Below are 25,504 nucleotides of genomic sequence, written 5' to 3'. Positions count from 1 at the left end.
GAGGCGCATGAACGTCCTGCCTCGTGATCGTCTTCTCAACCTCACCGGGCAGGCGGATGAAGGGGGGACCCTCGCCTGGACGTGACAGGTGAGGGTCCTTCTGTACGGCGGACGACTCAATGACCTGCGGCGCGCCCCAGCAGCGTGCTCAGCATCTGCTCGGCATGCGTCCAGAGCACCGCCCCGCCCGCATCCGGCACCAGGTGCCGGACCGCGCCCGGGATGCGCGAGGCCAGTTCGGCGCCCTGGTCGGGCGAGTGACCGGTGTCCCTCTCCCCGTACCAGAGGTCCACCGGTATGCCGATGTCCGACAGTTCGATCCCCCAGTGGCCCATGGCCAGGACGGTGTCCCGGGCATAGCCGTCGCCACCCTGCGCGAAGGCTTCGTCGAGCGCTCGCCGGTAGGCGGCCGCGAACGCGGGCTGCTGATAGACGGCGAGGTCACACTCGGGACTGCCGGACATGACCATGTCCCACATCGCCTGCGGGGTGAACCCGGCGAAGACCTTCTCGGCGGCGGCCGGGTCGGACACCGCCAGGTCGACGAGGCGCCGCAGTTCACCCGGCAGCACGTCGGCGAAACACGGCGCTGCGATCTCGTCCGCGCCGGAGACCAGCGCGAGCGCGCCGACCACTCCGGCAGCGGCGCATCCGAGGGCGAAGGGCGCCCCCTGCGAGTTACCGACCATCAGGGGCCGACCCAGGCCGCGCAGGGCGGCGAACGCGCGGATGTCGTCGGCGAAGTCCCCGAAGGTACGGCCGGGCCGGGGCGAGGAGGCACCCAGTCCCGGGCGGTCGAGCGAGATCAACCGCACGCCGAGGCCGTCCATCGTCTCGCCGCCGAACCCGAGATGCCTGCTGGTGGCCGCCCCCGGCGACAGCAGCACCGGCACCCCGTCCACCGGCCCCCACTCGGCCCAGCCCAGCCGCCTCCCTCCCGGCAGCTGTTCCGTACCGATACGAACCGGGTCAGCCACGTGCAAACTCATGCGCCTCATCCTGACGGGTCCCGTCACCCGCGTCGAAGGAGTTTTCGCCCGCCCCTCGACTACCGGCCGCCGGTGACGAGCGCAATCATCAGCCCGTCGCATCCCTTGCTGCCGACGGTCTGCAAAGCGGTCGCGGTCAACGTCGGCTCGGCTGCGACGGGCTCGGTGAAGCGGCGTACCCCCCGCAAGCCAGAAGCGAGTTCCCAAAAGGAACTCACGTCATGTGAGGTGAATGCGATGATGGGCGCCATGACTTCCGTTCCCGCCGACCCCAGCGTTCTGCACCCGATGCCCAGTCAGCCCCGGGTCGTCCAGCTGAAGCCCCTGGTGAAGTCCGAACTGATCGAGGTCGGCGACTACTCGTACTACGACGACCCCGACGACGCGACCGCTTTCGAGACCCGCAACGTGCTGTACCACTACGGCCCGGAGAAGCTCGTCATCGGGAAGTTCTGCGCGCTGGGCACCGGAGTGCGGTTCATCATGAACGGTGCCAACCACCGGATGGACGGCCCGTCCACCTTTCCGTTCCCCACCATGGGCGGCTCGTGGGCTGAGCATTTCGACCTGCTGACCGGGCTGCCGGGCCAGGGCGACACGGTCGTCGGCAACGACGTCTGGTTCGGATACAACTCCATGGTGATGCCGGGCGTACGGATCGGGCACGGCGCGATCATCGGCGCCGGCTCGGTCGTCACCGGTGACGTACCCGACTACGGCATCGTCGGCGGCAATCCCGCCAAGCTGATCCGCACCCGTTACGACGAGAAGACCATTGCCCGGCTCCTCGCCGTCGCCTGGTGGGACTGGCCCGTCGACCACCTCACCCGACACATCCGCACCATCATGTCCGGCAGCGTCGACGACCTCGAAGCGGCTGCCCCGGAGGGGACATCATGACGATCACCGTTCGAGAACTCACCTACTACCCGGTCAAGGGCTGCGCCGGCACCACGGTCGATTCCGCACAGGTCCTCGGGACCGGCCTCGAACACGACCGGACGTTCATGGTGGTGGACGCGGCGGACGGCGCATTCCGCAGTCAGCGTACGCATCCTTCGATGGCCGCAATCAGGGTCGAAGTCCTGGAATCCGGGGCGACGTTGGCCCTGTCCGCCGAGGGCGTCGAACCGCTCCGTCTGAAGGTCGACCGGGACGGCCCGCGCCGCGAGGTCAGCATGTTCGGCCACCCCCTCGGCGCGGCCGCCGATCAGGGGGACGAGGTCGCGGAATGGTTCTCCGACGCGCTCGGCGCGAAGTCCCGCCTGGTACGGGTGGCGCCGGGCTTCGACCGGGACGGCTGGGGCGAGACCCCCGGCAAGGTCAACTTCGCGGACGCCCACGCGGTGCTGGTCTCCTCGACGGCCTCCCTGGACGGCCTCAACGCCCGCATCGCCACCCAGGGCGACGCCGCGCCCGTCCCGATGGACCGCTTCCGCGCCAACATCGTCCTGACCGGCAACGACGAACCCCACTTCGAGGACCGGGTGCGCCGGATGACCCTCGGTTCCGTGGAACTCGCCTATTCGGTACGGGCGATGCGGTGCAACGTCCCGCTCGTCGACCAGCGCACCGGCCGCCGCGCGGGTCCGGAACCGGTCCGGACCCTTGCGACGTACCGGCGCGAGCCGGAGTACAAGAACAAGGTGAGCTTCGGCGCGAAGAACGCGGTGGTGTGCGAGGGCGTGGTGGCCGTCGGGGACACGGTCGAGGTCGCGGAGTGGCTCAGCCCGTGAAGGCTCCGGCCTTCACCCCGTCGATGAACGCGGCCCATCCGGCGGGGGCGTAGAACTGGAGCCCGCCGTCACGGTTCTTGCTGTCCCGGACGGCGCGGCCACCGTCGGCGGTGCGGGCGACCTCGATGCAGTCCTGCTGCCCTCCCTGCGAGGCGCTGGACTTCTTGAACTCGGTGACGATCTGCTGGTTCCTCATTACTGTTCTTTCTCGCTCTCAGGGATGCTTGCAATGTGCTCGCGCAAGAAAGTGAGCGACTGCGCGGGCGTCAGCGCCGCCGATCTGAGGGCTTCGAAGATCTGCGCGTGCGTGGCCATCTCTTCAAGGTCCTCGATGATGACGGTGCTCGTCGTGCTGTCGAAAGCGACCGCTTCCGGAGCGGGTTCGGGACCGAAGTTGAACATGACGAAGTGCGATGCCATGTGTGCGGCCTCCCACTCCGTGGCCGGGAGCACCTGAACACTGATGTTCTGGCGCTGAGCCACGTTCAAGATATGCAGGAGCTGGTCGCGATGCGCTTTCACGGAGGGCATCGGTGCCGTGAGTGCAGGCTCCCATATGACTGCCGCAAACCGGGCGCCATGCTCCTCGATGGCCTTCCTGCGCTCCTGCCGAATGGCCACCATTTCGTCGATCGCCTCAGGTGTATGAACCTTCAGGCCTGCACCGAGCAACGCCCTGAGGTAGTCGTCCGTCTGCAAAAGCCCGGGCAGGAACAACGGTTGCCAGGTACGGATGTACGTCGCGTCGGATTCGAGCGTAAGGAAGTCGGCATACTCCGGCTTGGCGGCCCATTCATAGTTGAGCCACCATCCACGCTTGTTGGAAGCCCGCGCCAACTCTTCCAGCTGCACGTACACGGCGCGGTCTTCCACCCCGTACAGCTCCAGAAGCAGGCGAACATCACCGGGACGTGCCGAGACCTGGCCGGCCTCGACGCGGCTGATTTTAGCCTTCGACCCCACGATGTGATCGGCAGCGTGCTGCTGATCGAGCTTCGCCGCTTCCCGGTATCTCCGGAGCGCCGCGCCGAGCCGCCTGCTGCGCACAGTAGGGCGTCCACCTGCGGGCATATCCCCTCCTCTTACCGCGTGTGACCAGTTTGCATGGCAACGGGCGCTACACGCCAGGCGCTTGAGACCGAGAGTGGTATGCAAATTCTCGATGCCGTTCGATTGCATGAAGGTAGATTCTCGCTCTAGCGTGGGATGCGTCACAACGCGTGGCCCATCGGGCGCACTGAGTGACCACGATCCCGCCTGCCCACCGACCTCGGGAGACCCATGTCCGGGCGCACGCACACCAAGAGATTCCGGGCCCGCAGGGACTCCGTCCCCGCCGCTCGACGCCACGTCGAAAGCATCCTGACCGACTGGAGACTCGGCGGACTCATCGACGAAACCACCCTCGTCACCAGTGAGTTGAGCACCAACGTCATCAACCACGCCAAGGGCACCGGCGACTACTTCGAGCCCGGCTTACGCCGCCGCAACGGCACGCTCGTCCTGGAGGTGTCCGACTCGTACCCGTGGCGGATGCCCGAACTCCGTACCCCCACGCTCGACGACCTCTCCGGCCGGGGCCTGGTCATCGTTGATGCGATCGCCGAGAAGTGGGGCGTACGGCCGCGCGACCCCGGCAAGACGGTCTGGGTCCATCTCGCCATCGGCCGGGTGGAGTTGTCATGAGGCTGCTCCTCAAGACCACCTGGCGGTGCGAGGTCACCGTCGCGGGAGGCGTCGTGCAGGCCGAGAACGCCGTCACCCCGACGCAGGCGCTGATCTGGATGCGGGTCTCCGTACGGCCTCCCGCTGGGCCTCCACCAACACGTCTCCCACCTCCGTACGGAAGTACAGGACCGACCGACCGGACCGGCGGCGACCGGCCAGGCCGCCGTCCAGCAGGACCTTGAGGTGGCGGCCCACCGACCCCAGCCCCTGGCCGGTCAGGGCCACCAGTTGAGTGGTGCTCTTCGGGCTGGAGAGGAGGACGAGGACCGTCGCGCGCGCGGGGCCGAGCAGGCGGCCCAGGCTGTCGGGCACTCGCGCCCGCCCCGCGTCGGCCAGGGCGCCCGAGCAGGGGTAGACGACCGCGTACCGCTGGGCGTCGTCGTCCCAGCAGACCCAGCCGGTGCGCTGGGTGACGGGGGCGAACAGCAGCCGCGCACCGGACAGTTGCTTCGGCGGGTAGTCGTGCGCGTTGATCTGGAGCCGGCTCCCGCCGAGCCACCGCATTCCCGGACGCAGCCCGCTCAGGGCGGCGGCCCAGCCGCCCTGGCTCAACTGTCCGGTCCTCGCGACGATGTCCGCCTCGATGATCCGGCGACGACGCGGCCAGTCCGGCAGTACGGTCCGGTGCCAGACCCAGTCCAGTACGTCGGCGGCGCGCTGTGCCAGGTCGTCGCGGTCCAGGAGGGCCGGCAGGGGTCCGCCGCCGAGGGACACCACCAGGTCTGCCCGGGCGCGCTCGGGCGTGGTCGCCCGGACGGGTGCCAGCTCCTCCTCGAAGGATGGTGCGCCCTCGCCCGTCGGTGTGGGGGTGATGAAGTCCGCGTTCCAGCTGCCGCCGAGCGCCGCTGGTACGAGCCGGGTGGCGACCGGGTCAGCGGCCTGCCGGGCCCGGTAGGCGGGCAGATGAGCGTCGAGCCAGGCCCGTTCGCCGGTGTGCTCGGCCCGTCCCCTTTCCAGGGCGTTCAGGGCGGAGATGGTCTCCGCGAGCGGCGAGACGACGAACCGGCTCCCCGCGAGCGTGTCCGTGTTGATCTGCCACCAGCCCATGACGTTTCGCCTCCGCGCGAAACAGTAACGGTCGTCGTGGGCGGCCACTGAGACTCCCCACATGCGCACCTACCGGGAACTCTTCCGAACGCCTCAGTTCGGACCGCTCTTCGCGACCAGTGCCGTACAGGTCGCCGGGTCGACGATGAGCGGGCTGGCCCTCGGCACCCTCGTCTATGCCGCGACCGAATCGCCGCTGCTCGCCGCCCTGTCCATGTTCGGCTCCTCGCTCGCCCAGGTGATCGGGGCGACCGTGCTGATGTCGGCGGCGGACCGGCTGCCGCCGCGGGCCGCGATGACCGGCATGGCGCTCGCTTTCGGGCTGGCCACCGCCGTACTCGCCGTCCCCGGGCTTCCGCTGCCGACCGTCTTCGCGATCATCCTGGTCGAGGGTGTGATCGCCGCGGTGGGCGGTGGTGTGCGGTACGGACTGCTCAATGAGGTCCTGCCCAAGGACGGTTACCTGCTGGGGCGTTCCGTACTCAACATGTGCGTCGGCCTGATGCAGATCGGCGGGTTCGCGCTCGGCGGGCTGCTGGTGACGGCGCTGTCCGCGCGTGGCACGCTGCTGGTGGCCGCCGCCCTGTATCTCATTGGTGCGGCCGTCGCCCGGTTCGGGCTGGTGTGCCGTCCGCCGCGCGCCGCCGGACGGCCGTCGGCCGCCGAGACCTGGCGGACCAACGCTGTCCTATGGTCCTCCGGCCCGCGCCGCCTCGTCTATCTCGCGCTCTGGGTGCCGAACGGGCTGATCGTCGGCTGCGAGTCGCTGTTCGTCCCGTACTCCCCGAAGCACGCGGGGCTCCTCTTCGCCTTCGCCGCGCTGGGGATGCTCGTCGGGGACACTGTGGCGGGCCGGTTCGTCGCGCAGCACTGGCGGGGACGGCTGGCCATGCCGATGCTGCTGCTCCTGGCCGCTCCGTATCTGCTCTTCGCCGCGCGTCCGGCGCTGCCCCTGGCCTTCGCTCTGGCCGCGCTCGCGTCGGTCGGGTTCTCGGCGAGTCTGCTGTTGCAGGAGCGGCTGATGGCCCTGACTCCGAGCGAGATCACCGGTCAGGCCCTCGGTCTGCACTCCTCCGGCATGCTCACCATGCAGGGCGTCGCGGCCGCGCTCGCGGGCGCCATCGCCCAGCGGACCTCGCCGGGGACCGCGATGACCGTGATGGCGACGGCCTCTCTCTCGGTCACCCTGGCCCTTGCCCTGGCCGGGCGTCGGACTGCTGAACCGGTCGAGAAGGCTACCGGGCCCCGGCAGGGGGTCAGTGCGACGTGAGGCCGACTTCCAGCAGCGGCAGCTCACGGCCGGGGATCGATCCGGACGGGGTCGCCCCGATCCGTACCGCGCCCATCGCGAGGTAGAAGGGTTCCGCGTTCGGGTCGGCGTCGATGGTGAGGCGTACGAAGCCGAGGCGGCGCGCCTCCGTGATGGTGTGCTCGAACAGGAACCGGCCGATGCCCCGGCCCAGCGCGCCTGAGGCGACGAACATCATGCCGAGGGCACCTTCGGGCGGGGCGCCGTCCAGGGTGGTGAAGCCCAGGACTCGGCCGTCCTCCTCGGCGACCGTCGTGCGACGGCGGTCCATGTCGGCCGGGTGCATGGTGAGTTCGTCGCGGCAGGCGGCGAGGAACGCCTCGTCGTAGCCCCAGTGGGCCTTCGATGCCAGGGCCAGCTCGGTCAGCGCCCCGGCCTCGAACCGCTGCGCCGGTCGTACCTTCATGTCCGCCGGACTCCCTTCCCTCGGCTCCCTCGGGAGCTCGCCTTACCCGAGACTGTCAGACCTCCCCGGCATGCTGCACCGTATGGACACGACGGACTTCTGGAATCTGATCGATGACGCCCGCACCCAGGTCGCCGACCCGGCGGACGCCGAGGCCGTCGTCGAGCGGGCCTCCGCGCTGCTGGCCGCCCGGTCCCTGCACGAGATCGTCGCCGCGCAGCAACTGTTCTGGGATCTGATGGCCGCTTCCTACCGGGCGCCTCTCTGGGCTGCGGCGTACACGATCAACGGCGGCTGTTCCGACGACGGTTTCGAATACTTCCGGGGATGGCTGATAGCGCAGGGGCGTGAGGTGTTCGAGCGGGTCGTCGCCGATCCGGACGCGCTGGCGGAGCTGCCGGAGATCAGGGCCGCAGCGCCCGAGGGAGAAGAGGTGGAGTGCGAGCGGATGCTCGGGATCGCCTGGGACGCGCATCGGGCGGCGACGGGTACGGACCTGCCTGGCGGCTCGTTCACGATCGATTACCCCGCCCTGGACCCGGAGTGGAACTTCGACTTCGACGACGCGGAGCGGGTGGCGCTGCGGCTACCGAAGCTGGACGCGCTCTACGCGTGAGGCGGAGCGGTGCGGGGTCAGGACGGCGGCCGGACCCCGCACCGCGTGGATCAGTCGAAGATCGGGCCCTGTGTCCTGGTCCGCTTGATCTCGTAGAAGCCGGGGATCGACGCCACCATCAGCGTGCCGTCCCACAGCTTCGCCGCGTCCTCGCCCTTCGGGGCGGGGGTGACGACCGGGCCGAAGAAGGCGATCTGCTCGCCGTCCGAGCCCGGGACGGCGATGACCGGGGTGCCGACGTCCTGGCCGACCTTGTCGATGCCCTCCTTGTGGGAGGCGCGCAGCTCGGCGTCGTACACGTCCGAGTCCGCGAAGTCCGCCAGCTCGGCCGGCAGGCCGACGTCCGTGAGCGCTCCCACGATCGCCTCACGGGTGGGATCCTCGCCCTGGTTGTGGAAGCGGGTGCCGAGCGCGGTGTACAGCGGGCCGACGATGTCGTCGCCGTGCTTCTGCTGGGCGGCGATGACGACGCGGACCGGGCCCCACGCCTTCTCCAGCAGGTCGCGGTACTCCTCCGGCAGCTCGTCGAGCTTGTCCTCGTTGAGAACGGCCAGGCTCATCACGTGCCAGCGGACCTCGACGTCGCGGACCTTCTCCACCTCCAGCATCCAGCGGGAGGTCATCCAGGCCCAGGGGCAGAGCGGGTCGAACCAGAAATCGGCGGGGGTCCTGCCGTTCACCGGGCTGTTCTCAGACATGTCTCTCCTCAAGAGGGCAATCGCACCTGTGCCCGAGAACGCCGCGGAACGTCCCCGTCATTCCCGGCCACCGGGCCGGAACGCGCGTGGGAGGATCAAAGCATTCGAACGTGACACAAAGGAGTGCACCTGTGCCCGGTCAGAACCTGTCCCGCGACGAGGCCCACGAGCGGGCCGAACTGCTGACCGTCGACGGATACGACGTCGTGCTCGACGTGCGTTCCGCGATCGACGAGCCCGGTGGCAGCGCCGGGGACGGCGGCGGGGAGCAGCCGGCCGATCCGCGGACCTTCCGCTCGGTGACCACGATCCGGTTCCGCACCGCGCGGGCGGGGGCGTCGACCTTCGCCGACCTGCTGGCGCCGAGCGTGACGTCGGTGACCCTGAACGGTCAGGCGCTCGACCCCGCCGTCGTCTTCGACGGAACGCGGGTGGCACTGAACGATCTGCCGGAGGGCGAGAACGTCCTGGTGGTCGACGCGCAGTGCGCGTACAGCCGGACCGGCGAAGGCATGCACCGGTTCGTCGACCCGGAGGACGGCGAGGTCTACCTCTACACGCAGTACGAGCCGGCCGACGCGCGGCGCGTCTTCGCGAACTTCGAGCAGCCCGACCTGAAGGCACCCTTCCGCTTCGAGGTGACGGCGCCCGAGGCCTGGACGGTCTGGAGCAACGGGTCGGAGAAGTCCCGGGACGGCGGTGTCTGGCGGTTCGCCGAGACGAAGCCGATCTCCACGTACATCACGGCGGTCGTCGCCGGCCCGTACCACTATGTGACGGACTCCTACAGCCGTACGTTCGACGACGGCACGACGCTGGACATCCCGCTCGGCGCCCTCTGCCGCAAGGGGCTCGCCCGGCACTTCGACGCGGACGACATCTTCCTCGTCACCAAGCAGGGTCTGGACTTCTTCCACGACAACTTCGACTACCCGTACCCGTTCGGCAAGTACGACCAGGCGTTCGTGCCCGAGTACAACCTCGGCGCGATGGAGAACCCGGGCTGTGTCACGTTCCGCGAGGAGTACATCTTCCGCGGCAAGGTGACGCAGGCGTCGTACGAGCGCCGGGCCAACGTCATCCTGCACGAGATGGCGCACATGTGGTTCGGCGACCTCGTCACCATGCAGTGGTGGGACGACCTGTGGCTGAAGGAGTCGTTCGCCGACTTCATGGGCGTCTTCGCCATGGTCGAGTCGACCCGCTTCGAGAACGGCTGGATCACCTTCGCCAACAACCGCAAGTCCTGGGCGTACCGCGCCGACCAGCTGCCGTCCACGCACCCGATCACGGCGGACATCCGTGACCTGGAGGACGCCAAGCTGAACTTCGACGGCATCACGTACGCCAAGGGCGCCTCGGTGCTGAAGCAGCTGGTGGCGTACGCCGGGCGGGACGCGTTCCTGGAGGGCGCCCGGCGCTACTTCAAGAAGCACGCGTACGGGAACACCCAGCTGGGCGACCTGCTGTCGGTGCTGGCCGAGACGTCCGGGCGGGACATGGTCACCTGGTCGCGGTCGTGGCTGCAGACGGCGGGCGTGAACTCGCTGACGCCGGTGGTGACGTACGACGCGGCGGACCGCATCACGGAGCTGGCCGTGCTCCAGGAGGCGGTCGAGTCGCACCCGGAGCTGCGGCCGCACCGGGTCGCGGTCGGCCTGTACCGGCGCAGGTCGAACGGCGACCTGGTGCGGTACGCGCGCGCCGAGGTGGACGTGGCGGGGGCGCGCACAGTGGTCGAGGCGCTGGCCGGGGCCGAGCGGCCCGAGCTGATCCTCGTCAACGACGACGACCTCACGTACTGCAAGGTCCGCTTCGACGAGGCGTCCCTCGACACGCTGCGCGCGCACCTCGGTGCCATCACCGACCCGCTGGCGCGGGCGCTGTGCTGGTCCGCGCTGTGGAACCTGACGCGGGACGGGCTGATGCCGGCCCGCGACTTCATCTCGCTCGTGCTGGAATTCTCCGGCCAGGAGTCCGACATCGGCGTCCTGCAGATGCTGCATGCCTGGACCCAGACCGCGCTCGTCCACTATGCCGCCCCCGGGTGGCGCGAGGAGGGCGGCCGGGCGCTGGCCGAAGGCGCGCTGCGGGAGCTGCGGATCGCCGCGCCGGGGAGCGAGCACCAGCTGGCGTGGGCGCGGTTCTTCGCGGCGGTCGCGGACTCGGACGCGGACTTCCAGCTGCTGTCCTCGCTGCTGGGGGAGTCCGCGCGGATCGACGGGCTTGAGGTCGACCAGGAGCTGCGGTGGGCGTTCCTTTCCCCGCTGGCTGCGCACGGGGTCGCCGACGAGTCGGTGATCGATGCCGAACTGGCCCGGGACGACACGGCGTCCGGCAAGCGGCACCACGTGCGGTGCCTGGCCTCCCGGCCGTCGGCGGCGGTCAAGGCACAGGCGTGGGCGGCGGTGGTGGAGTCGGACGCGCTGTCCAACGCGCTGGTGGAGGCGACGATCACCGGGTTCGAGCAGCCGTCGCAGCGGGAGTTGCTGGCGCCCTACACGGCCCGGTACTTCGAGGCGATCGAGCGGGTGTGGGCCGAGCGGTCGATCCAGATCGGGATGGCTGTGGTGAAGGGGCTGTTCCCGGCACTGCAGGACGACGAGCCGACGCTGGCGGCCACGGATGCGTGGCTGGAGGCGCACGCGGACGCGGCGCCCGCGCTGCGTCGGCTGGTGCTGGAGGCCCGGGACGATCTGGCTCGGGCGTTGCGGGCGCAGGCGTGTGACGCGGGGGCCGGCGGCCGGTTCTGACCGTGCACGGGGCGGACGGAGGCGGGCACGGGGACGTCAGGGGCGGGATCGTGCCTTTTCGGTTGTCGAACTCCCGTCCTTCGGGGCGGGCTTGTCCTGAATCGTCGACGGGCGTGTAACAGGGGGTATGCCGCACGCCGGCGTGCGGCATACCCCGGAACATGACCCAGAACGCCCCGCTCTCCGCCCGCCCCGTCCGCCTCCCCGCCCACGTGGAGCAACGCGTGCTCTCCGTCGAGGAGTTGAAGGCTCACGGAGTGTCCCCTGCCCGCGCCGCCGCACGGTGTCGGGACGGTGGCCCGTGGCAGCAGCCGCTGCCCGGTGTCTATGTGCTGCACCCGGGGCCACCCACCGGTGAGGAGCGGTTGCGGTCCGCCCTGCTGTACGCCGGACGGCGGCGCGGCGCGGCGCGGCGGAGACCGGGTACGGCGAAGGCATGGTCACCGGGCTGGCCGCGCTCGCCCTGTACGGGTTCTCCGTCGCGCCGCCGCTGGACTCGCTCGACCGGATCGACGTTCTGGTGCCCCGTACCCGGCGGCTGCGGTCCGCCCGGTACGCGCACGTGGTGCGGACGGCGGAGCTGCCCAGCCCGGTCCGGCTCGCCGGGCTGCCGGTGGCCCCCGTGGCGCGGGCACTCGCGGACGCGGTCGCCGGGACCGGGGACGCCTCCGCCGCGCACCGGCTGCTCACCGAGGCGGTCCGTAGCGGGCTGTGCGAGCCGGCTTCTGTGGTAAGGGAGTTGAGCCGCGCCAAGCTCCTGGGCCGGGCTTACGTCGTGCACGCCGTGGACTCGTTGACCGCGAGGGGCGGGCGTCGGCGGAGTGCCGGTTGTACGAGATGGTGCGGACGTACGACCTGCCGGAGCCGTTGTGGAACGTGGACCTCCGGCTGCCGGGCGGGCCGCATCTGGGCGGGGTGGATGCCTACTGGCCCAACGAGGCGGTCGCCGTCGACCTCGACACCGGGGTGCCCCGGCACAGCCCGCTCGACGACGACCGGCGTCGGGCCGGCCTCGACGCCGAGTGGTCCGGGTACGCCGCCGAGCGGGAGCATCTGGAAGGGCTCGGCATCACCGTCGTCCGCCTCACACCGAAGAGGCTCCAGGACGCACCGGAGCAGCAGGCGACCGTGGTGCGTACCGCGCTGATGGCGGCCGCCGACCGTGCCCCCGCAGAGTATGTGGTCATCCTGCCCCGGTGATACGGGAGTTATCACCGGATTCGACCCTCGTGGCGCATCAGCCCCGTTGGCGGAATTACGCCACCACGGCAACTCGGGACACACCAACCCTCCACAAACCCCTGCCATTTGCGAAAGGCTGAGCGGTCATCCGGTATCGAATTCCGGACTTTCTCTTTCACATACAGGGATGCTGATGACCTCCGAATCCCCCAGTTCCATATCCGGGGCGAGACGCGTGGCCCGAGTCGCGGCCGCTGCCGGTCTGGTGGCCGCGCTGGCCGCCTCCGGTGCCGCCCCGGTCTTCGCCGCCGACGACCCGGCCACCGCCCCCGTGAAGGCAGCTGCCGACAGCGACAAGCTCGGTGCGGCCGATGCCGATCTTCTGACCAAGGCGGAAGCCAAGGGCGAGAAGAACGTCACCATGATGATCGCCACCGCGCCCGGTGCGACCGAGCAGGTCACCGAGCAGCTGGAAGCCGTCAAGGGGTCCGTGCTGGGACGTACGTACGACAAGCTCGGCTATGTCCGCGCGACCGTACCGACCGAGACCGCCGAGGCGACCATCAAGGCGGCCTCGAAGCTGACGTCCGTCCAAGGCATCGATCTCAAGCAGGAGATCATGCTCGACGACCCGACGCCCTCGGGCGACCGGGCCGCCGGGGCGACGACGGCGTCCACGGGCACCTACCCGGCGCCCAGCAGCAAGACGCCGGCGAAGAACCCGTACAACCCGTCCTTCGAGACGGGTGCGGTCGACTTCGTGAAGGAGCACCCGAAGGCCGACGGCCGCGGCGTGACCATCGGCATCCTGGACTCGGGTGTCGACCTCGGTCACCCGGCGCTCCAGAAGACCACCACCGGCGAGCGCAAGATCGTCGACTGGGTGACGGCCACCGACCCGGTCAGCGACCGCGACGGCACCTGGCTGCGGATGACCGCCTCGGTGACCGGCCCGACCTTCACCATCGGCGGCCGCACCTACTCGGCGCCGGACGGCTCGTACAAGATCCAGCTCTTCTCCGAGGCCGCCACCAAGGGTGGCGACATGGCCGGCGACCTGAACCGGGACGGCGACACCACCGACGTCTGGGCCGTGCTCTACGACCCGGTCGCCGGCACCGTCCGTGTCGACCTGAACAACGACGCGGACTTCAGAGACGACGCCGTCATGAAGCCGTACAAGGACGGCCACCAGGTCGGCTACTTCGGCACGGACGATCCGGCGACCGATGTCGTCGAGCGCATCCCGTTCGTCGTCGAGACCCGCAAGAACGTCGTGTACAACGCGGCCGGCGACAAGGCCGACTACGTCAACATCGGTGTCATCGAGAGCGAGCACGGCACCCACGTCGCCGGCATCACCGCCGCCAACGGGCTGTTCGGCGGCAAGATGAACGGTGCCGCGCCCGGCGCGCAGATCGTCTCCTCGCGCGCCTGCACCTGGACCGGCGGCTGCACCAACATCGCGCTCATGGAGGGCATGACCGACCTCGTCGTGAACCGCGGTGTCGATGTCGTCAACATGTCGATCGGTGGCCTGCCGGCGCTCAACGACGGCAACAACGCCCGCGCAAGGCTCTACAAGCGGCTCATCGACATGTACGGCGTCCAACTGGTCATCTCGGCCGGGAACAACGGCCCGGGTGTCAACACCATCGGCGACCCCGGCCTCGCCGATCACGTCATCTCCGTCGGTGCGTCCGTCTCCAAGGAGACGTGGGCCGCCAACTACGGCTCGAACGTCACCAAGAAGTACGACATGATGCCGTTCTCCTCGCGCGGTCCGCGTGAGGACGGCGGCTTCACGCCGACCCTGACGGCCCCGGGTGCCGCGATCAACAGCACTCAGACGTGGCTGCCCGGCGGCCCGGTCAAGGAGGCGGGCTACGACCTGCCGGCCGGTTACTCCATGCTGCAGGGCACCTCGATGGCCTCGCCGCAGGCCGCCGGTGCGACCGCGCTGCTGCTGTCCGCCGCGAAGCAGCAGCACATCGAGCTGCCGCCGGCCGACCTGCGCACCGCGCTGACCAGCAGCGCCACGCACATCGAGGGTGTGCCCGCGCACGCCCAGGGTGCCGGTCTGATCAACATCGTCGATGCCTGGAAGCTGATCGCGAAGCAGGGGGCCCCGGCGCACGAGTACTCCGTGAAGGCCCCGGTCGACACGGCGATCGACTTCGCGCTGGAGACCCCGGGCTTCGGTACCGGCCTGTACGACCGCGAGGGCGGCCTCAAGGCCGGCCAGACGAAGTCGTACGACGTCACGGTCACCCGCACCACGGGCCCGGACAAGGCCGTCACGCACCAGCTGTCCTGGAAGAACAACGACGGCACCTTCGCGCTCACCGGCAGCAGTGCCATCTCGCTGCCGCTGGGCAAGCCGGTGACCGTCAAGGTCCAGGCGAAGCCGGGCAGCGCGGGCGTGCACAGCGCGATCCTGCAGGTCGATGACGCGAAGACCGTCGGTGTGGACCAGCAGATCCTCGCCACGGTCATCGTCTCCAACGACCTGGTGAAGCCGGGTTACGCGTTCACGGCATCCGGCTCGGTGCAGCGCAACGGCACCACGTCGTACTTCGTGAACGTGCCGGACGGCGCCAAGACCCTTGAGGTCGCGATGAGCGCCCTGCGCTCGGGCAGCCAGACGCGGTTCATCTCCATCCACCCGTACGGGGTGCAGATGGAGAACAGCGGAACGCCGTTCTGCTACCCGAACTACGAAAACCCGGCCAACACCTGCCGCCCCGACGTGCGCTCGTACGCCGACCCGCAGGCCGGTGTCTGGGAGATCGAGGTCGAGGCACGGCGCACGTCGCCGCTGCTGGACAACCCGTTCAAGCTCGATGTCTCCCTGCTCGGCGCGTCCTTCGACCCGGCCGTGCAGACGCTGCCCGAGGCGAAGATCGGCACGCCGACCGCGGTGAGCTGGACCGCCACCAACGGTGCGGGCGACCTGGCGGGCAAGCTCAAGGGCGGCTCGCTGGGCTCGGCCAAGGTCGCCACCCCGTCGATCAAGACGAAGGACCAGCAGATCACCACCGTCACCATCGGTGAGGGCGTCGAAAAGCTGGACGTCGCCATCGGCGGCACCTCGGACGCCAACGCCGACCTGGACCTGTACGTCCTCAAGGACGGCAACCAGGTCGGCGCCTCCACGAGCGCAGGCTCGGAGGAAGCGGTCAGCCTGGTGAAGCCCGCCGCGGGTACGTACACGATTCGCGTCGACGGCTACTCGGTCCCGGCCGGGACCACCACGTACAACTACCGCGACGTGTACTACACGCCGTCGCTCGGCACGCTCAAGGTCGACGAGTCGAAGGCCGTCAACCTGGCCAACGGCGCTTCGACGACGGTCGGCGCCGACGTCGTCGTCGCCGGTGCGGCTCCCGAGGGACGTCAGTTCTTCGGCGAGGTCCGGCTGGTGAACAGCCGCGGCACCGCGGCGGGCACCGGCAGCGTCGTGATCGAGAAGGTCACGCCGTAGCGGTTGCTGTGCAGTGATACCGAGAGGGGGCGGGCGCCCGCAGGGGCGCCCGCCCTTTCCCGTTCCCGGCCGTGATCCCCCGCTGCCGCCGGGGCGCCGCGAAACGTTCGATCCGCGCCCGCTGTCCGGCTGCCGGACAATGGATTGGACAAGGAAGCCGTGGACACACGCATCATGGAACGGCAACCGCGCCAGTTCGTACGTTTGAAGGAGTCCCTGTGAAGGTCGGAATCGTCGGCGCCACCGGTCAGGTCGGCACAGTCATGCGCAGGATCCTGGCCGAGCGGAAGTTCCCGACCGACGAGCTGCGGCTCTTCGCCTCCGCGCGCTCCGCAGGTTCCACGATCGAGTGGGAAGGCCAGGAGATCACGGTCGAGGACGCCTCGACGGCGGACTACACGGGTCTGGACATCGTCCTGTTCTCCGCCGGTGGCGCGACCTCCAAGGCGCTCGCCGAGAAGGTCGCCTCCCAGGGCGCCGTCGTGATCGACAACTCCTCCGCATGGCGCAAGGACCCCGAGGTCCCGCTCGTCGTCTCCGAGGTCAACCCGCACGCGATCAAGAACCGTCCCAAGGGCATCATCGCGAACCCGAACTGCACCACGATGGCCGCGATGCCCGTGCTGCGCCCGCTGCACGTCGAGGCCGGCCTCGACGCGCTGGTCGTCACCAGCTACCAGGCGGTCTCCGGCTCCGGTCTGGCCGGCGTCGCCGAGCTGCACGGGCAGGCGTCCAAGGTGATCGCCGACGCCGACAAGCTCACCCACGACGGCGACGCCGTCGAGTTCCCCGAGCCGGCCGTCTACAAGCGGCCCATCGCCTTCAACGTGCTGCCGCTGGCCGGCGCGATCGTCGACGACGGCTCGTTCGAGACCGACGAGGAGCAGAAGCTCCGCAACGAGTCCCGCAAGATCCTGGAGATCCCGGAGCTCAAGGTGTCCGGCACCTGCGTCCGGGTCCCGGTCTTCTCCGGCCACTCCCTCCAGATCAACGCCCGCTTCGCCCGCCCGATCGGCGTCGAGCGCGCCTACGAGCTGCTGAAGGACGCCGAGGGCGTCGAGCTCTCGGAGATCCCGACCCCGCTCCAGGCGGCCGGTCAGGACGTGTCGTACGTGGGCCGTATCCGGGTCGACGAGACCGTGGAGAACGGGCTGGCGCTCTTCGTCTCCGGTGACAACCTGCGCAAGGGCGCGGCGCTGAACGCGGTGCAGATCGCGGAGCTCGTCGCGGCGGAGCTGAACGGCTGACGCGTCGCACGGACAAAGGGATCGGCGGGCACCCGGCACGGTGCCCGCCGATCCCTTTGTCCGTCCCTCTCTCCCTCCCCCGTCAGCCCTGCGGCCTGCGGACCTCGAACTGGAAGCAGCCGTACTCGACGGCCCTGACGTGCACCAACGCCACCTCCGGGTCGGCGAACGCCTCCGCGAACGCCTCGTCGAAGCCGCGCGACGGGTCGGCGGGGATCTCCAGCAGACGGCCGCCGACGATGTGGCCCTCCGCGTCGTAGCGGCGGACCGTGCGCAGCGCGCCGACCCGGGCGAACGGATAGCCCTCCCCGTCCGCCGCTGGGCCCTCGCACTCCTCGGCGTGGATGTAGACGGGGCCCTGCTCGTCGTACGCCCCGGGCCTGGCCCAGGTCGCGGCCGCCCAGCGGCGCAGCGGCGCGTACGAGACGAGGGCGATCCGCTCCCCCGGCTCGACGCCCCGCAGACAGCAACGCAGCGGGCTGCCGCCTTCCCGCTCGATGTACGGGACGCAGGGATGGCCCGCGTCGTCGGTGTCGCGGAGCTCTTTGAGGACAGCAGGTTCGATGGGACGTGCCTCGTAAACGGTCATGGTTCGAGCGTCGCGCGTGGCACCGCCGGGGTCCGGCGGAAAACGGACATAGCGTTGCGTGCGTTCCGCGTGGAAGGATGGCCGGGAAACATCGCATACCAAGGAGATGACCGGGTGCCTGGCACGAATCTGACCCGCGAAGAGGCACAGGAGCGGGCGCGCCTGCTGACCGTGGACGCGTACGAGATCGATCTCGACCTCTCCGGCGCACAGGAGGGCGGCACCTACCGGTCCGTCACCACCGTGCGCTTCGACTCCGCCGAAGCCGGTGCGGAGACCTTCATCGACCTGGTCGCCCCGGCCGTGCACGAGGTCGAACTGAACGGCAAGGCCCTGGACGTGGCCGCCGTCTTCCGCGACTCGCGGATCGCACTGCCGCACCTGCAGGCGGGCGCCAACGAGCTGCGGGTCGTCGCGGACTGCGCGTACACCAACACCGGCGAGGGCCTGCACCGCTTCGTCGACCCGGTCGACCAGCAGGCGTACCTGTACACGCAGTTCGAGGTGCCGGACGCCCGCCGGGTGTTCGCGAGCTTCGAGCAGCCCGACCTGAAGGCGACCTTCCAGTTCACTGTGAAGGCGCCGACGGGCTGGAAGGTCATCTCGAACTCCGCCACCCCGGAGCCCAAGGACGACGTCTGGGTCTTCGAGCCGACGCCGCGCATCTCGACGTACATCACGGCCCTGATCGTCGGTCCGTATCACGCGGTGCACAGCAGCTACGAGAAGGACGGTCAGTCCGTTCCGCTCGGCATCTACTGCCGTCCCTCGCTCGCCGAGTTCCTCGACGCGGACGCGATCTTCGACGTCACGCGGCAGGGCTTCGACTGGTTCCAGGAGAAGTTCGACTGCGACTACCCGTTCGCCAAGTACGACCAGCTGTTCGTCCCGGAGTTCAACGCGGGCGCGATGGAGAACGCGGGCGCGGTCACCATCCGCGACCAGTACGTGTTCCGCTCGAAGGTGACGGACGCGGCGTACGAGCGGCGCGCGGAGACCATCCTGCACGAGCTGGCGCACATGTGGTTCGGCGACCTCGTCACCATGGAGTGGTGGAACGACCTGTGGCTGAACGAGTCGTTCGCCACGTACACCTCGGTCGCCTGCCAGGCGTACGCGGAGGGCTCGAAGTGGCCGAACGCCTGGACCACGTTCGCCAACAGCGAGAAGACCTGGGCCTACCGCCAGGACCAGCTGCCGTCCACGCACCCGATCATGGCGGACATCCGTGACCTGGACGACGTGCTGGTCAACTTCGACGGAATCACGTACGCCAAGGGCGCCTCGGTCCTGAAGCAGCTGGTGGCGTACGTCGGCATGGACGAGTTCTTCAAGGGCGTCCAGGCGTACTTCAAGGCGCACGCGTTCGGCAACACCCGCCTGTCCGACCTGCTGGGCGCGCTGGAGAAGACCTCCGGCCGCGACCTGAAGACCTGGTCGAAGGCGTGGCTGGAGACGGCGGGCATCAACATCCTGCGCCCGGAGGTCACCACCGACGGGAACGGTCATGTCACGTCGTTCACCGTCCTTCAGGAGGCCCCGGCGCTGCCCGCCGGCGCCAAGGGCGAGTCGACGCTGCGCCCGCACCGGATCGCGATCGGCTGCTACGACCTCGACGACTCCGGCAAGCTGGTCCGTACGAACCGGATCGAGCTGGACGTCGACGGTGAGCGCACCACCGTCCCGTTCCCGGCGAACACCGCCCGTCCGGCGGTCATCCTCCTCAACGACGACGACCTGTCGTACGCGAAGGTCCGCCTCGACGAGGAGTCCCTGCGGGTCGTCACCGAGCACCTCGGCGACTTCACCGAGTCGCTGCCGCGCGCCCTGTGCTGGGCCTCCGCCTGGGACATGACCCGTGACGGAGAGCTGGCCACGCGCGACTACCTTTCGCTCGTCCTGTCCGGCATCGGCAAGGAGTCGGACATCGGCGTCGTCCAGTCGCTGCACCGTCAGGTGAAGCTGGCCCTGGACCTGTACGCGGCGCCGGAGTCCCGCGAGGCGGCACTGGCGCACTGGACCGAGGCGACCCTCGCCCACCTGCGCGCCGCGGAGCCCGGCAGCGACCACCAGCTCGCCTGGGCCCACGCACTCGCGGCAACGGCCCGCAACCCGCAGCAGCTCGACCTGCTCCAGGCGCTGCTCAACGGCACGGAGACGATCGAGGGCCTCGTCGTCGACACCGAGCTGCGCTGGGCGTTCGTCGAGCGACTTGCCGCGGTCGGCCTGCTGGACGAGGACGAGATCGCCGCCGAGTACGAGCGCGACAAGACGGCCGCCGGCGAACGCCACGCGGCGACCGCCCGCGCGGCACGCCCCACGGCCGAGGCGAAGGCGGAGGCATGGGCCTCGGTCGTCGAGTCGGACAAGCTTCCGAACGCCGTCCAGGAGGCGGTCATCGGCGGCTTCGTCCAGACCGACCAGCGCGAGCTGCTGGCCCCGTACGCCGAGAAGTTCTTCGCAGCAGTGAAGAACGTCTGGGACTCGCGCAGCTATGAGATGGCCCAGCAGATCGCCGTCGGCCTCTACCCGTCCCTCCAGGTCTCGCAGGAGACCCTGGAAGCGACGGACGCCTGGCTGGACTCGGCGGAGCCGAACGCGGCACTGCACCGGCTGATCTCCGAGTCGCGGGCAGGCGTGGAGCGCGCGCTGAAGGCCCAGGCGGCGGACGCGGCAGCGGCGACCGCGTAGCAGTAGCAGCAGCTGAGCAGTGGGGGCGCTTCCTTCGGGGAGCGCCCCCTTTGCGTGCCTCTTTCGCGTCCCCCGGGGGGCGTGCGTGTTGCGCAGCCGGTCGCCGGGCGGGAGCGGTAGGGGGTGGGGCTACGCGCCCGACTCCTCATAGCGGGTGGCCAGTTCGGCCGCTCCCGATTCCGTGAGCGTGCCGTGCAGGCGCATGCGGGCCACGCCGCCGTCCGGGAACGCGTCGAGGCGGACGTGAGTGACCACGGCCTGGGCGCGCAGGGGGAAGCGGTGGAGAGTGTCGGGCTGGAGCTCGGTGCGGGGGATGATGTCGAACCATTCACCCGTCTCGCCGTTGCGGCCCTGGAGGGCGATCCAGCCGGCCGCGTTGCCCTTGAGGCAGGCCGTGTCGATCTCGACCGCGCGGACCGCGCCCTGGGCGACCAGGCGGAAGCGGACCCAGTCGTTCGTGTCGCGTACGCGGCGGCGGCGGTTCTCCCAGCCGTCGTCCATCTTGCGGGAAGTGCCGGGCAGGATGATCTGGGTCGGTGAGGAGTAGAAGCGGTCCGAGGCGTCCTCGTAGGCGCCGCCGTTGACCACCGCGATCAGGTCGATCGTGCCGAGGGTCGCCAGCCACGTGGGGTCGGGGAGGACCTCGCCATGGACGCGGAGGCGGGCTATGCCCCCGTCGGGGTGCTGGCAGAGGCGGATGTGGGTGTAGCGGCGGCCGCCGGTGATCTCGAACCCGTTGGCGGCGTGGCCCCGTACGGGGGTCGGCGGGACGATCTCCTCCCATTTCACGTCGTCGGCGAGGAGTTCGGCGGGGCTGGGTGCGCCCTCGACCGACGTCGCCTGGATCGAGACGCGCTGCGGGTAGTTGCCACGGAAGTGGGCGGTGTCGACCACGATGCCGCGGATGATGCCGGGGGCACCGAGGCGGACGAGGGCCCAGTCGTGGTCCTCGGGTGCCGGGAACGGGTGTGCGGCGTCGGTGCCCCGGCGGCGGCGGGTCTCCCAGCCGTCCATGATCTTGCCCTTGTGCCCGAAGTGCTCGGGGTCGAACACGGCGCGCTCGCGGATCAGCAGGTTCTCGCGCTCGGCGAAGAACTCGTCGTTCGCGGCGATCACGCCCGCACCGAGGCGGCGGTCGGCGAGGTCCACCAGTTCGGTGAAGGGGAAGTCGCCGGTGCGGTAGTCGGCGTAGGGGTCGCCTCCGCCGTACGGGGCCGCGTCGTTGGCGTGGGGGTCGTTGTCCGAGGCAATGGTCTCGTTCGCGTCAAAGGTCATGTGGGTAACTGTCGCGCCGAATGAACCATCAGGTCCATCGAAAGTTTTCGCACAATTCCTTCAGCTCAGCTGAATGTATTGGCGCGGGCCGCGCTGACCTGTTCGAGTGCGGCCAGGACCCGGGCCACCGCCGGGCCCTCCTCCGCCCCCTGCCGCACCGCCGCCACCACATGGCGCCTGGGCAGGTCCTCCTCCAGAACGCGCATCACCACACCCTTGCGGCGTTCCGCCGATGCCATCCGCGGGATCAGAGCGACCCCCATGCCCGCCTCGACCATGGCGAGGATCGCGGTCCACCCGGCGGCGCTGTGCGCCTGCTCCGGCACGAACCCGGCTGCCTCGCACGCGGCCGTGGTGATCTCCGACCAGGGGCCCGAGCCGCCGAAGATCCACGGTTCGGCGGCGAGGTCGGCCAGCCGGAGCCCTGGCGCGTCCGCGAGCCGGTGACCGGCGGGGAGGGCGACGTCGAGCGGGTCGGTCAGCAGGGGAAGGAGAGTGAAGCGAGGGTCGTGGGCGGTCGGTGCGTGCGCGGCGAGGGAGAGCGCGAGGTCGGCTTCGCCGGCCGACAGGAGTTCGTACGCCTCCGCGGCCTCCGCCTCCCGTACCCGCACCGACGGTCCCGGCCGGTCGTCGGCGCGCAGGAGCCGGACCGCCGGTACGACGAGGGCGGGCACTGCCGTCGAGAAGGCGCCGACCCGCACCTCCCCCGCCTCGCCCCGCAGGTAGCCGGTCAACTCGGCGTCGGCGCGTTCCAGTTGGGCGAAGACCGCTTCGGCGTGGCGGAGTACGAGGTGTGCGGCATCGGTGAGCCGGACGCGTCGGCCCTGTGCTTCCAGCAGGGGCACGCCCAGCTGCTTGGCCAGGTTGGAGAGCTGCTGGGACACCGCGGAGGGGGTCATCAGCAGCGCCTCGGCCGTCGCCGTAACGGTCCCGCGCTCGCTCAGCGTGCGCAGAATCCGGAGCTTCTTGATGTCCCACTCGGTCATGTCCGCACATTATCCGCCGCCGCGGACCCGGCCCGTTTGTGCAGCAGAACTCAATGACGAGGAAGGGTGCTCCGCCGGAACGCACACCAGGGCGCCCCAACGTGTCTTAGACCGACCGTGCCGGTCGGTCTTACGCACGTGGAGGCGCCCTGGGGCAGCACTGGTGGGGCTACGCAGTTCTGGCGCTGCGCAACCGGGGGGTCAGACCTGCTTCTTGGACTTGTCCAGAAGCATGACCAGGCCCGTGATGATCACGAACAGAGCGATGGGGGCCACGACGTACAGGCCGATCGTGTCGATCGCGCTCAGGCCGGGGCCCGGGTCGTCACCGTCGTCACGCGTCAGCGCAAGCGCGGGGGACGACATGAGCAGCATCATCAGCGTCGTACCGGCCGCCACGGCGCCGGTGCGCATTGCGTTCTTCTTGTCCACGGCACAAACGTAGCGAACGCTCAGGAGCCGCGCGCGCCCGGGGGTGCCGTACGGGGACGCGGACGACTGCTCTCGGAGTCGAGGACCTCCATCAGGCGGTGCAGGCGAGGGGATGCGGTGAGCTCCTCCAGGGTGACCGGGTGACCCTCCGCGTCGGCGATGGGCAGCCGCCAGTTGGGGTACTGGTCCCAGGTGCCCGGCAGGTTCTGCGGGCGGCGGTCGCCGACCGTGTCCGGGAGCCAGATGCCGGCCATGCGTGCGGGGGTGCGCAGCAGGAAGCGGTGGACGGCCCGGACCGCGCCCTCCTCGTCGCCCTCACCCTCCGGGAGCAGTCCGAGCCGGGCAAGCAGGGCGAGCCACTCGGCGGTGTCGGAGGCGTCCTCCGTCTGTTCCTGCTCCAGGGTGCGGGTGAGCAGGCCGAGGCGGTGGCGGAGCGTCACGTGGTCGCCGGTCAGCCGGGCGGCGGTGGACGGCAGGTCGTGGGTGGTGGCGGTGGCCAGGCATCCCTCGCGCCAGTCCTGCGGGGGCAGCGGGCGGCCGGTGCCCGCCCAGTCGCGCTCGAACCAGAGCACGGACGTGCCGAGCACTCCGCGCCGGGCGAGTGCTTCGCGTACGCCGGGTTCGACCGTGCCGAGATCCTCCCCTATGACGACCGCGCCGGCCAGGTGCGCCTCCAGGGCGAGGACGGCGAGCATCGCCTCGGCGTCATGACTGACGTATGTGCCCTCGGTCGGCGGCTTTCCCTCGGGAACCCACCAGAGCCGGAAGAGGCCCATGACGTGGTCGATGCGCAGGGCGCCGGCGCGGGCGAGGAGACCGCGGAGCAGTCCGCGGTACGGGGCGTAGCCGGACGCGGCGAGGACGTCGGGGCGCCACGGGGGCAGCCCCCAGTCCTGGCCGCGGGCGTTGAACGCGTCCGGGGGTGCGCCGACCGACATGCCGTGCGCGAAGGCGTCCTGCTGCGCCCAGGCGTCGGAGCCGCCGGGGTGCACGCCGACGGCGAGGTCGTGGACGATGCCGACCGCCATCCCGGCGTCCCGCGCAGCGCTCTGGGCGGCGCCGAGCTGCGTGTCGGTCAGCCAGGCGAGCCGGCAGTGGAAGTCGAGCCGGTCGAGGAGTTCGCCGCGGGCGCGGGCGGTCTGCGGGGAGCGCGGGTCGCGCAGCCCGGGCGGCCAGGCGTGCCAGTCGGAGCCGTGCACCTCGGCGAGGGCGCACCACAGGGCGTGGTCCTCCAAGGCCTGCCCCTGCTCGGCGAGGAAGTCGCAGTAGGCGGCGCGGCGGCCGGGGGTCAGCGGGACCTCCGACACGAGTTCGAGAGCCTGGCGCTTGAGTTCCCAGACGGCGTCCCGGTCGATCAGGGCGCCCTTGTCCAGGACCGCCTCGCTGAGGGCTTCGGCACTGTGCCGCAGGTCGTCGAGGGCGGCCCGGTCCCGCACGTGCCCGTACTCCGGAATCGACTCGATGTGCAGATGGACGGGGTCGGGGAAGCGGCGCGAGGAGGGGCGGTACGGGGACGGGTCGGTGGGTCTGCCCGGTACAGCGGCGTGCAACGGATTGACCTGGACGAACCCGGCGCCGAGGGTCCGGCCCGACCAGGCGGCGAGGTCGGCGAGGTCGCCGAGGTCGCCCATGCCCCAGGAGCGCCCGGAGAGCAGGGAGTAGAGCTGGACGAGGAAGCCATGGGTGCGCCGGGGCGGCTGGGGCACCCGGGCGGGGGCGACGATCAGAGTGGTGGTGGCGGACCGGCCGTGCTGGGTGCGCACGGTCAACCGGTGGACGCCGAGCGGGGGTTCGGCCCACCAGGCGGGGGTGGCCGTGCTCACCGCGGAAACGGCCGGATCCCGCTGTCCGCCCGGCACCCTCATCCGTGGCGGCCGGGGCGATCCGGCCGCTCCCTCGGGCTCGATGTCCAGTGTGGTGCCGGGGCTCAGTGCGGTCAGGGCGGGCGGCAGGGGCTCCCCGGTCCACACCACGAGCGTCGGCGGGAGCAGCCGGGAGGCGGCCGCCGACTCGGCGGCGGCGAGTGATTCCCGTACCGCTTCGGGTGTGGCGGCGTCCACGCCCAGCGCGGCGAGCACGGTGATCACCGTGTCGTCGGGGACGGTCACCGTGACATCCGCGGACGGGGAGTAGGAGGTGGCGACGCCGTGCAGTGCGGCGAGCCGGGACAGGCCCATTCAGACTCCTGGGGACTCCGTGCCCCCCGCGGTGCCGGGGGCGGTCGGCTCGCTGGTCAGTGGGGCGACGCCGTGCAGTGCGGCGAGCCGGGACAGGCCCATTCAGACTCCTGGGGACTCCGTGCCCCCCGCGGTGCCGGGGGCGGTCGGCTCGCTGGT

General features: G+C 70.3%; 21 protein-coding genes and 1 pseudogene. 10 read left to right on the top strand and 12 right to left on the bottom strand.

What is annotated here, in order from left to right; translation table 11 throughout:
* Positions 1–116 precede the first annotated feature (116 nt).
* Together ACIBB8_RS19700 and ACIBB8_RS19695 are read right to left on the bottom strand one after the other, a co-directional pair.
* Positions 117–989, bottom strand: a complete 873-nt coding sequence (locus ACIBB8_RS19700; RefSeq protein ID WP_398953747.1) for an alpha/beta fold hydrolase — start codon at positions 987–989, stop codon at positions 117–119.
* Positions 990–1,048: 59 nt separating this feature from the next.
* The gene (locus tag ACIBB8_RS19695) at positions 1,049–1,240 is read right to left on the bottom strand and encodes a hypothetical protein (RefSeq protein WP_398953745.1); all 192 of its coding nucleotides are present in this window, start codon (positions 1,238–1,240) and stop codon (positions 1,049–1,051) included.
* On the opposite strand from ACIBB8_RS19695, the gene ACIBB8_RS19690 reads away from it, so the two are divergent.
* The gene (locus ACIBB8_RS19690; protein WP_398953743.1) at positions 1,239–1,889 is read left to right on the top strand and encodes a CatB-related O-acetyltransferase; all 651 of its coding nucleotides are present in this window, start codon (positions 1,239–1,241) and stop codon (positions 1,887–1,889) included. The two genes, ACIBB8_RS19695 and ACIBB8_RS19690, sit on opposite strands and share 2 nt — an antisense overlap.
* On the top strand, positions 1,886–2,725 hold the full coding sequence (locus tag ACIBB8_RS19685; protein ID WP_398953741.1) for an MOSC domain-containing protein: 840 nt from the start codon (positions 1,886–1,888) through the stop codon (positions 2,723–2,725). The genes ACIBB8_RS19690 and ACIBB8_RS19685 overlap by 4 nt, the downstream gene beginning before the upstream one ends.
* Here ACIBB8_RS19685 and ACIBB8_RS19680 read toward each other — a convergent pair.
* Positions 2,715–2,921 (bottom strand): DUF397 domain-containing protein, encoded by a 207-nt coding sequence (locus ACIBB8_RS19680; protein WP_398953739.1) that lies wholly within the window; start codon positions 2,919–2,921, stop codon positions 2,715–2,717. The two genes, ACIBB8_RS19685 and ACIBB8_RS19680, sit on opposite strands and share 11 nt — an antisense overlap.
* Positions 2,921–3,772: a helix-turn-helix domain-containing protein gene (locus ACIBB8_RS19675; protein ID WP_398953737.1), complete on the bottom strand. Its 852-nt coding sequence runs from the start codon at positions 3,770–3,772 to the stop codon at positions 2,921–2,923. The genes ACIBB8_RS19680 and ACIBB8_RS19675 overlap by 1 nt, the downstream gene beginning before the upstream one ends.
* Positions 3,773–4,006: 234 nt before the next feature.
* Between ACIBB8_RS19675 and ACIBB8_RS19670 the strand changes: the two genes are divergently transcribed.
* Positions 4,007–4,411: an ATP-binding protein gene (locus ACIBB8_RS19670; protein ID WP_398953735.1), complete on the top strand. Its 405-nt coding sequence runs from the start codon at positions 4,007–4,009 to the stop codon at positions 4,409–4,411.
* A gap of 72 nt (positions 4,412–4,483) precedes the next feature.
* Here the strand turns inward: ACIBB8_RS19670 and ACIBB8_RS19665 are convergent, their stop codons facing one another.
* Positions 4,484–5,500 carry an ArsR/SmtB family transcription factor gene (locus ACIBB8_RS19665; protein WP_398953733.1) on the bottom strand — a complete coding sequence of 339 codons (1,017 nt, stop codon included), beginning with the start codon at positions 5,498–5,500 and terminating at the stop codon, positions 4,484–4,486.
* Positions 5,501–5,561: 61 nt separating this feature from the next.
* Between ACIBB8_RS19665 and ACIBB8_RS19660 the strand changes: the two genes are divergently transcribed.
* The gene (locus ACIBB8_RS19660) at positions 5,562–6,770 is read left to right on the top strand and encodes an MFS transporter (protein WP_398953731.1); all 1,209 of its coding nucleotides are present in this window, start codon (positions 5,562–5,564) and stop codon (positions 6,768–6,770) included.
* On the opposite strand, the gene ACIBB8_RS19655 is transcribed toward ACIBB8_RS19660, so the two are convergent.
* Complete coding sequence (locus tag ACIBB8_RS19655; protein ID WP_398953728.1) at positions 6,757–7,215, bottom strand: GNAT family N-acetyltransferase; 459 nt, start codon at positions 7,213–7,215, stop codon at positions 6,757–6,759. The genes ACIBB8_RS19660 and ACIBB8_RS19655 overlap by 14 nt on opposite strands.
* Positions 7,216–7,297: 82 nt before the next feature.
* Between ACIBB8_RS19655 and ACIBB8_RS19650 the strand changes: the two genes are divergently transcribed.
* A complete protein-coding gene (locus ACIBB8_RS19650; RefSeq protein ID WP_398953726.1) occupies positions 7,298–7,831 on the top strand; it encodes a DUF4240 domain-containing protein in 534 nt (177 codons plus the stop codon).
* Between the two features lie 50 nt (positions 7,832–7,881).
* Here ACIBB8_RS19650 and ACIBB8_RS19645 read toward each other — a convergent pair whose 3' ends face one another.
* Complete coding sequence (locus tag ACIBB8_RS19645; protein ID WP_398953724.1) at positions 7,882–8,529, bottom strand: DsbA family protein; 648 nt, start codon at positions 8,527–8,529, stop codon at positions 7,882–7,884.
* Between the two features lie 131 nt (positions 8,530–8,660).
* On the opposite strand from ACIBB8_RS19645, the gene pepN (ACIBB8_RS19640) reads away from it, so the two are divergent.
* The 4 genes and pseudogenes from pepN (ACIBB8_RS19640) to ACIBB8_RS19625 all read left to right on the top strand — a co-directional run bounded on the left by pepN (ACIBB8_RS19640) (position 8,661) and on the right by ACIBB8_RS19625 (position 17,195).
* A complete protein-coding gene (pepN, locus tag ACIBB8_RS19640; RefSeq protein ID WP_398953722.1) occupies positions 8,661–11,282 on the top strand; it encodes an aminopeptidase N in 2,622 nt (873 codons plus the stop codon).
* Between the two features lie 161 nt (positions 11,283–11,443).
* Positions 11,444–12,482 (top strand): annotated as a pseudogene (locus ACIBB8_RS19635) (hypothetical protein).
* Between the two features lie 169 nt (positions 12,483–12,651).
* The gene (locus tag ACIBB8_RS19630; protein ID WP_398953720.1) at positions 12,652–15,948 is read left to right on the top strand and encodes a S8 family serine peptidase; all 3,297 of its coding nucleotides are present in this window, start codon (positions 12,652–12,654) and stop codon (positions 15,946–15,948) included.
* Between the two features lie 218 nt (positions 15,949–16,166).
* On the top strand, positions 16,167–17,195 hold the full coding sequence (locus ACIBB8_RS19625; protein ID WP_398953718.1) for an aspartate-semialdehyde dehydrogenase: 1,029 nt from the start codon (positions 16,167–16,169) through the stop codon (positions 17,193–17,195).
* 82 nt (positions 17,196–17,277) lie between these two features.
* Here ACIBB8_RS19625 and ACIBB8_RS19620 read toward each other — a convergent pair whose 3' ends face one another.
* Positions 17,278–17,784 carry a DUF1203 domain-containing protein gene (locus tag ACIBB8_RS19620; RefSeq protein ID WP_398953716.1) on the bottom strand — a complete coding sequence of 169 codons (507 nt, stop codon included), beginning with the start codon at positions 17,782–17,784 and terminating at the stop codon, positions 17,278–17,280.
* A 114-nt stretch (positions 17,785–17,898) separates the two neighbouring features.
* Here ACIBB8_RS19620 and pepN (ACIBB8_RS19615) point away from each other — a divergent pair, with 114 nt between their 5' ends.
* On the top strand, positions 17,899–20,475 hold the full coding sequence (pepN, locus tag ACIBB8_RS19615; protein WP_398953714.1) for an aminopeptidase N: 2,577 nt from the start codon (positions 17,899–17,901) through the stop codon (positions 20,473–20,475).
* A 129-nt stretch (positions 20,476–20,604) separates the two neighbouring features.
* Here the strand turns inward: pepN (ACIBB8_RS19615) and alc are convergent, their stop codons facing one another.
* The 4 genes from alc to malQ all read right to left on the bottom strand — a co-directional run bounded on the left by alc (position 20,605) and on the right by malQ (position 25,345).
* Positions 20,605–21,750, bottom strand: coding sequence for an allantoicase (gene alc / locus ACIBB8_RS19610; protein ID WP_398953712.1), 1,146 nt, complete (start codon positions 21,748–21,750; stop codon positions 20,605–20,607).
* A gap of 65 nt (positions 21,751–21,815) precedes the next feature.
* Positions 21,816–22,736, bottom strand: a complete 921-nt coding sequence (locus tag ACIBB8_RS19605) for a LysR substrate-binding domain-containing protein (RefSeq protein WP_398953710.1) — start codon at positions 22,734–22,736, stop codon at positions 21,816–21,818.
* A 201-nt stretch (positions 22,737–22,937) separates the two neighbouring features.
* On the bottom strand, positions 22,938–23,168 hold the full coding sequence (locus ACIBB8_RS19600) for a hypothetical protein (RefSeq protein WP_366692272.1): 231 nt from the start codon (positions 23,166–23,168) through the stop codon (positions 22,938–22,940).
* A gap of 20 nt (positions 23,169–23,188) precedes the next feature.
* Positions 23,189–25,345, bottom strand: a complete 2,157-nt coding sequence (malQ, locus tag ACIBB8_RS19595) for a 4-alpha-glucanotransferase (protein WP_398953708.1) — start codon at positions 25,343–25,345, stop codon at positions 23,189–23,191.
* Positions 25,346–25,504 lie beyond the last annotated feature (159 nt).

Source organism: Streptomyces sp. NPDC051286, from assembly GCF_044455345.1.
In the GTDB taxonomy this organism is placed as follows: Bacteria; Actinomycetota; Actinomycetes; order Streptomycetales; family Streptomycetaceae; genus Streptomyces.
The sequence above is the reverse complement of the archived record's forward strand: the minus strand, read 5'-3'. Positions and strand labels throughout refer to the sequence as shown.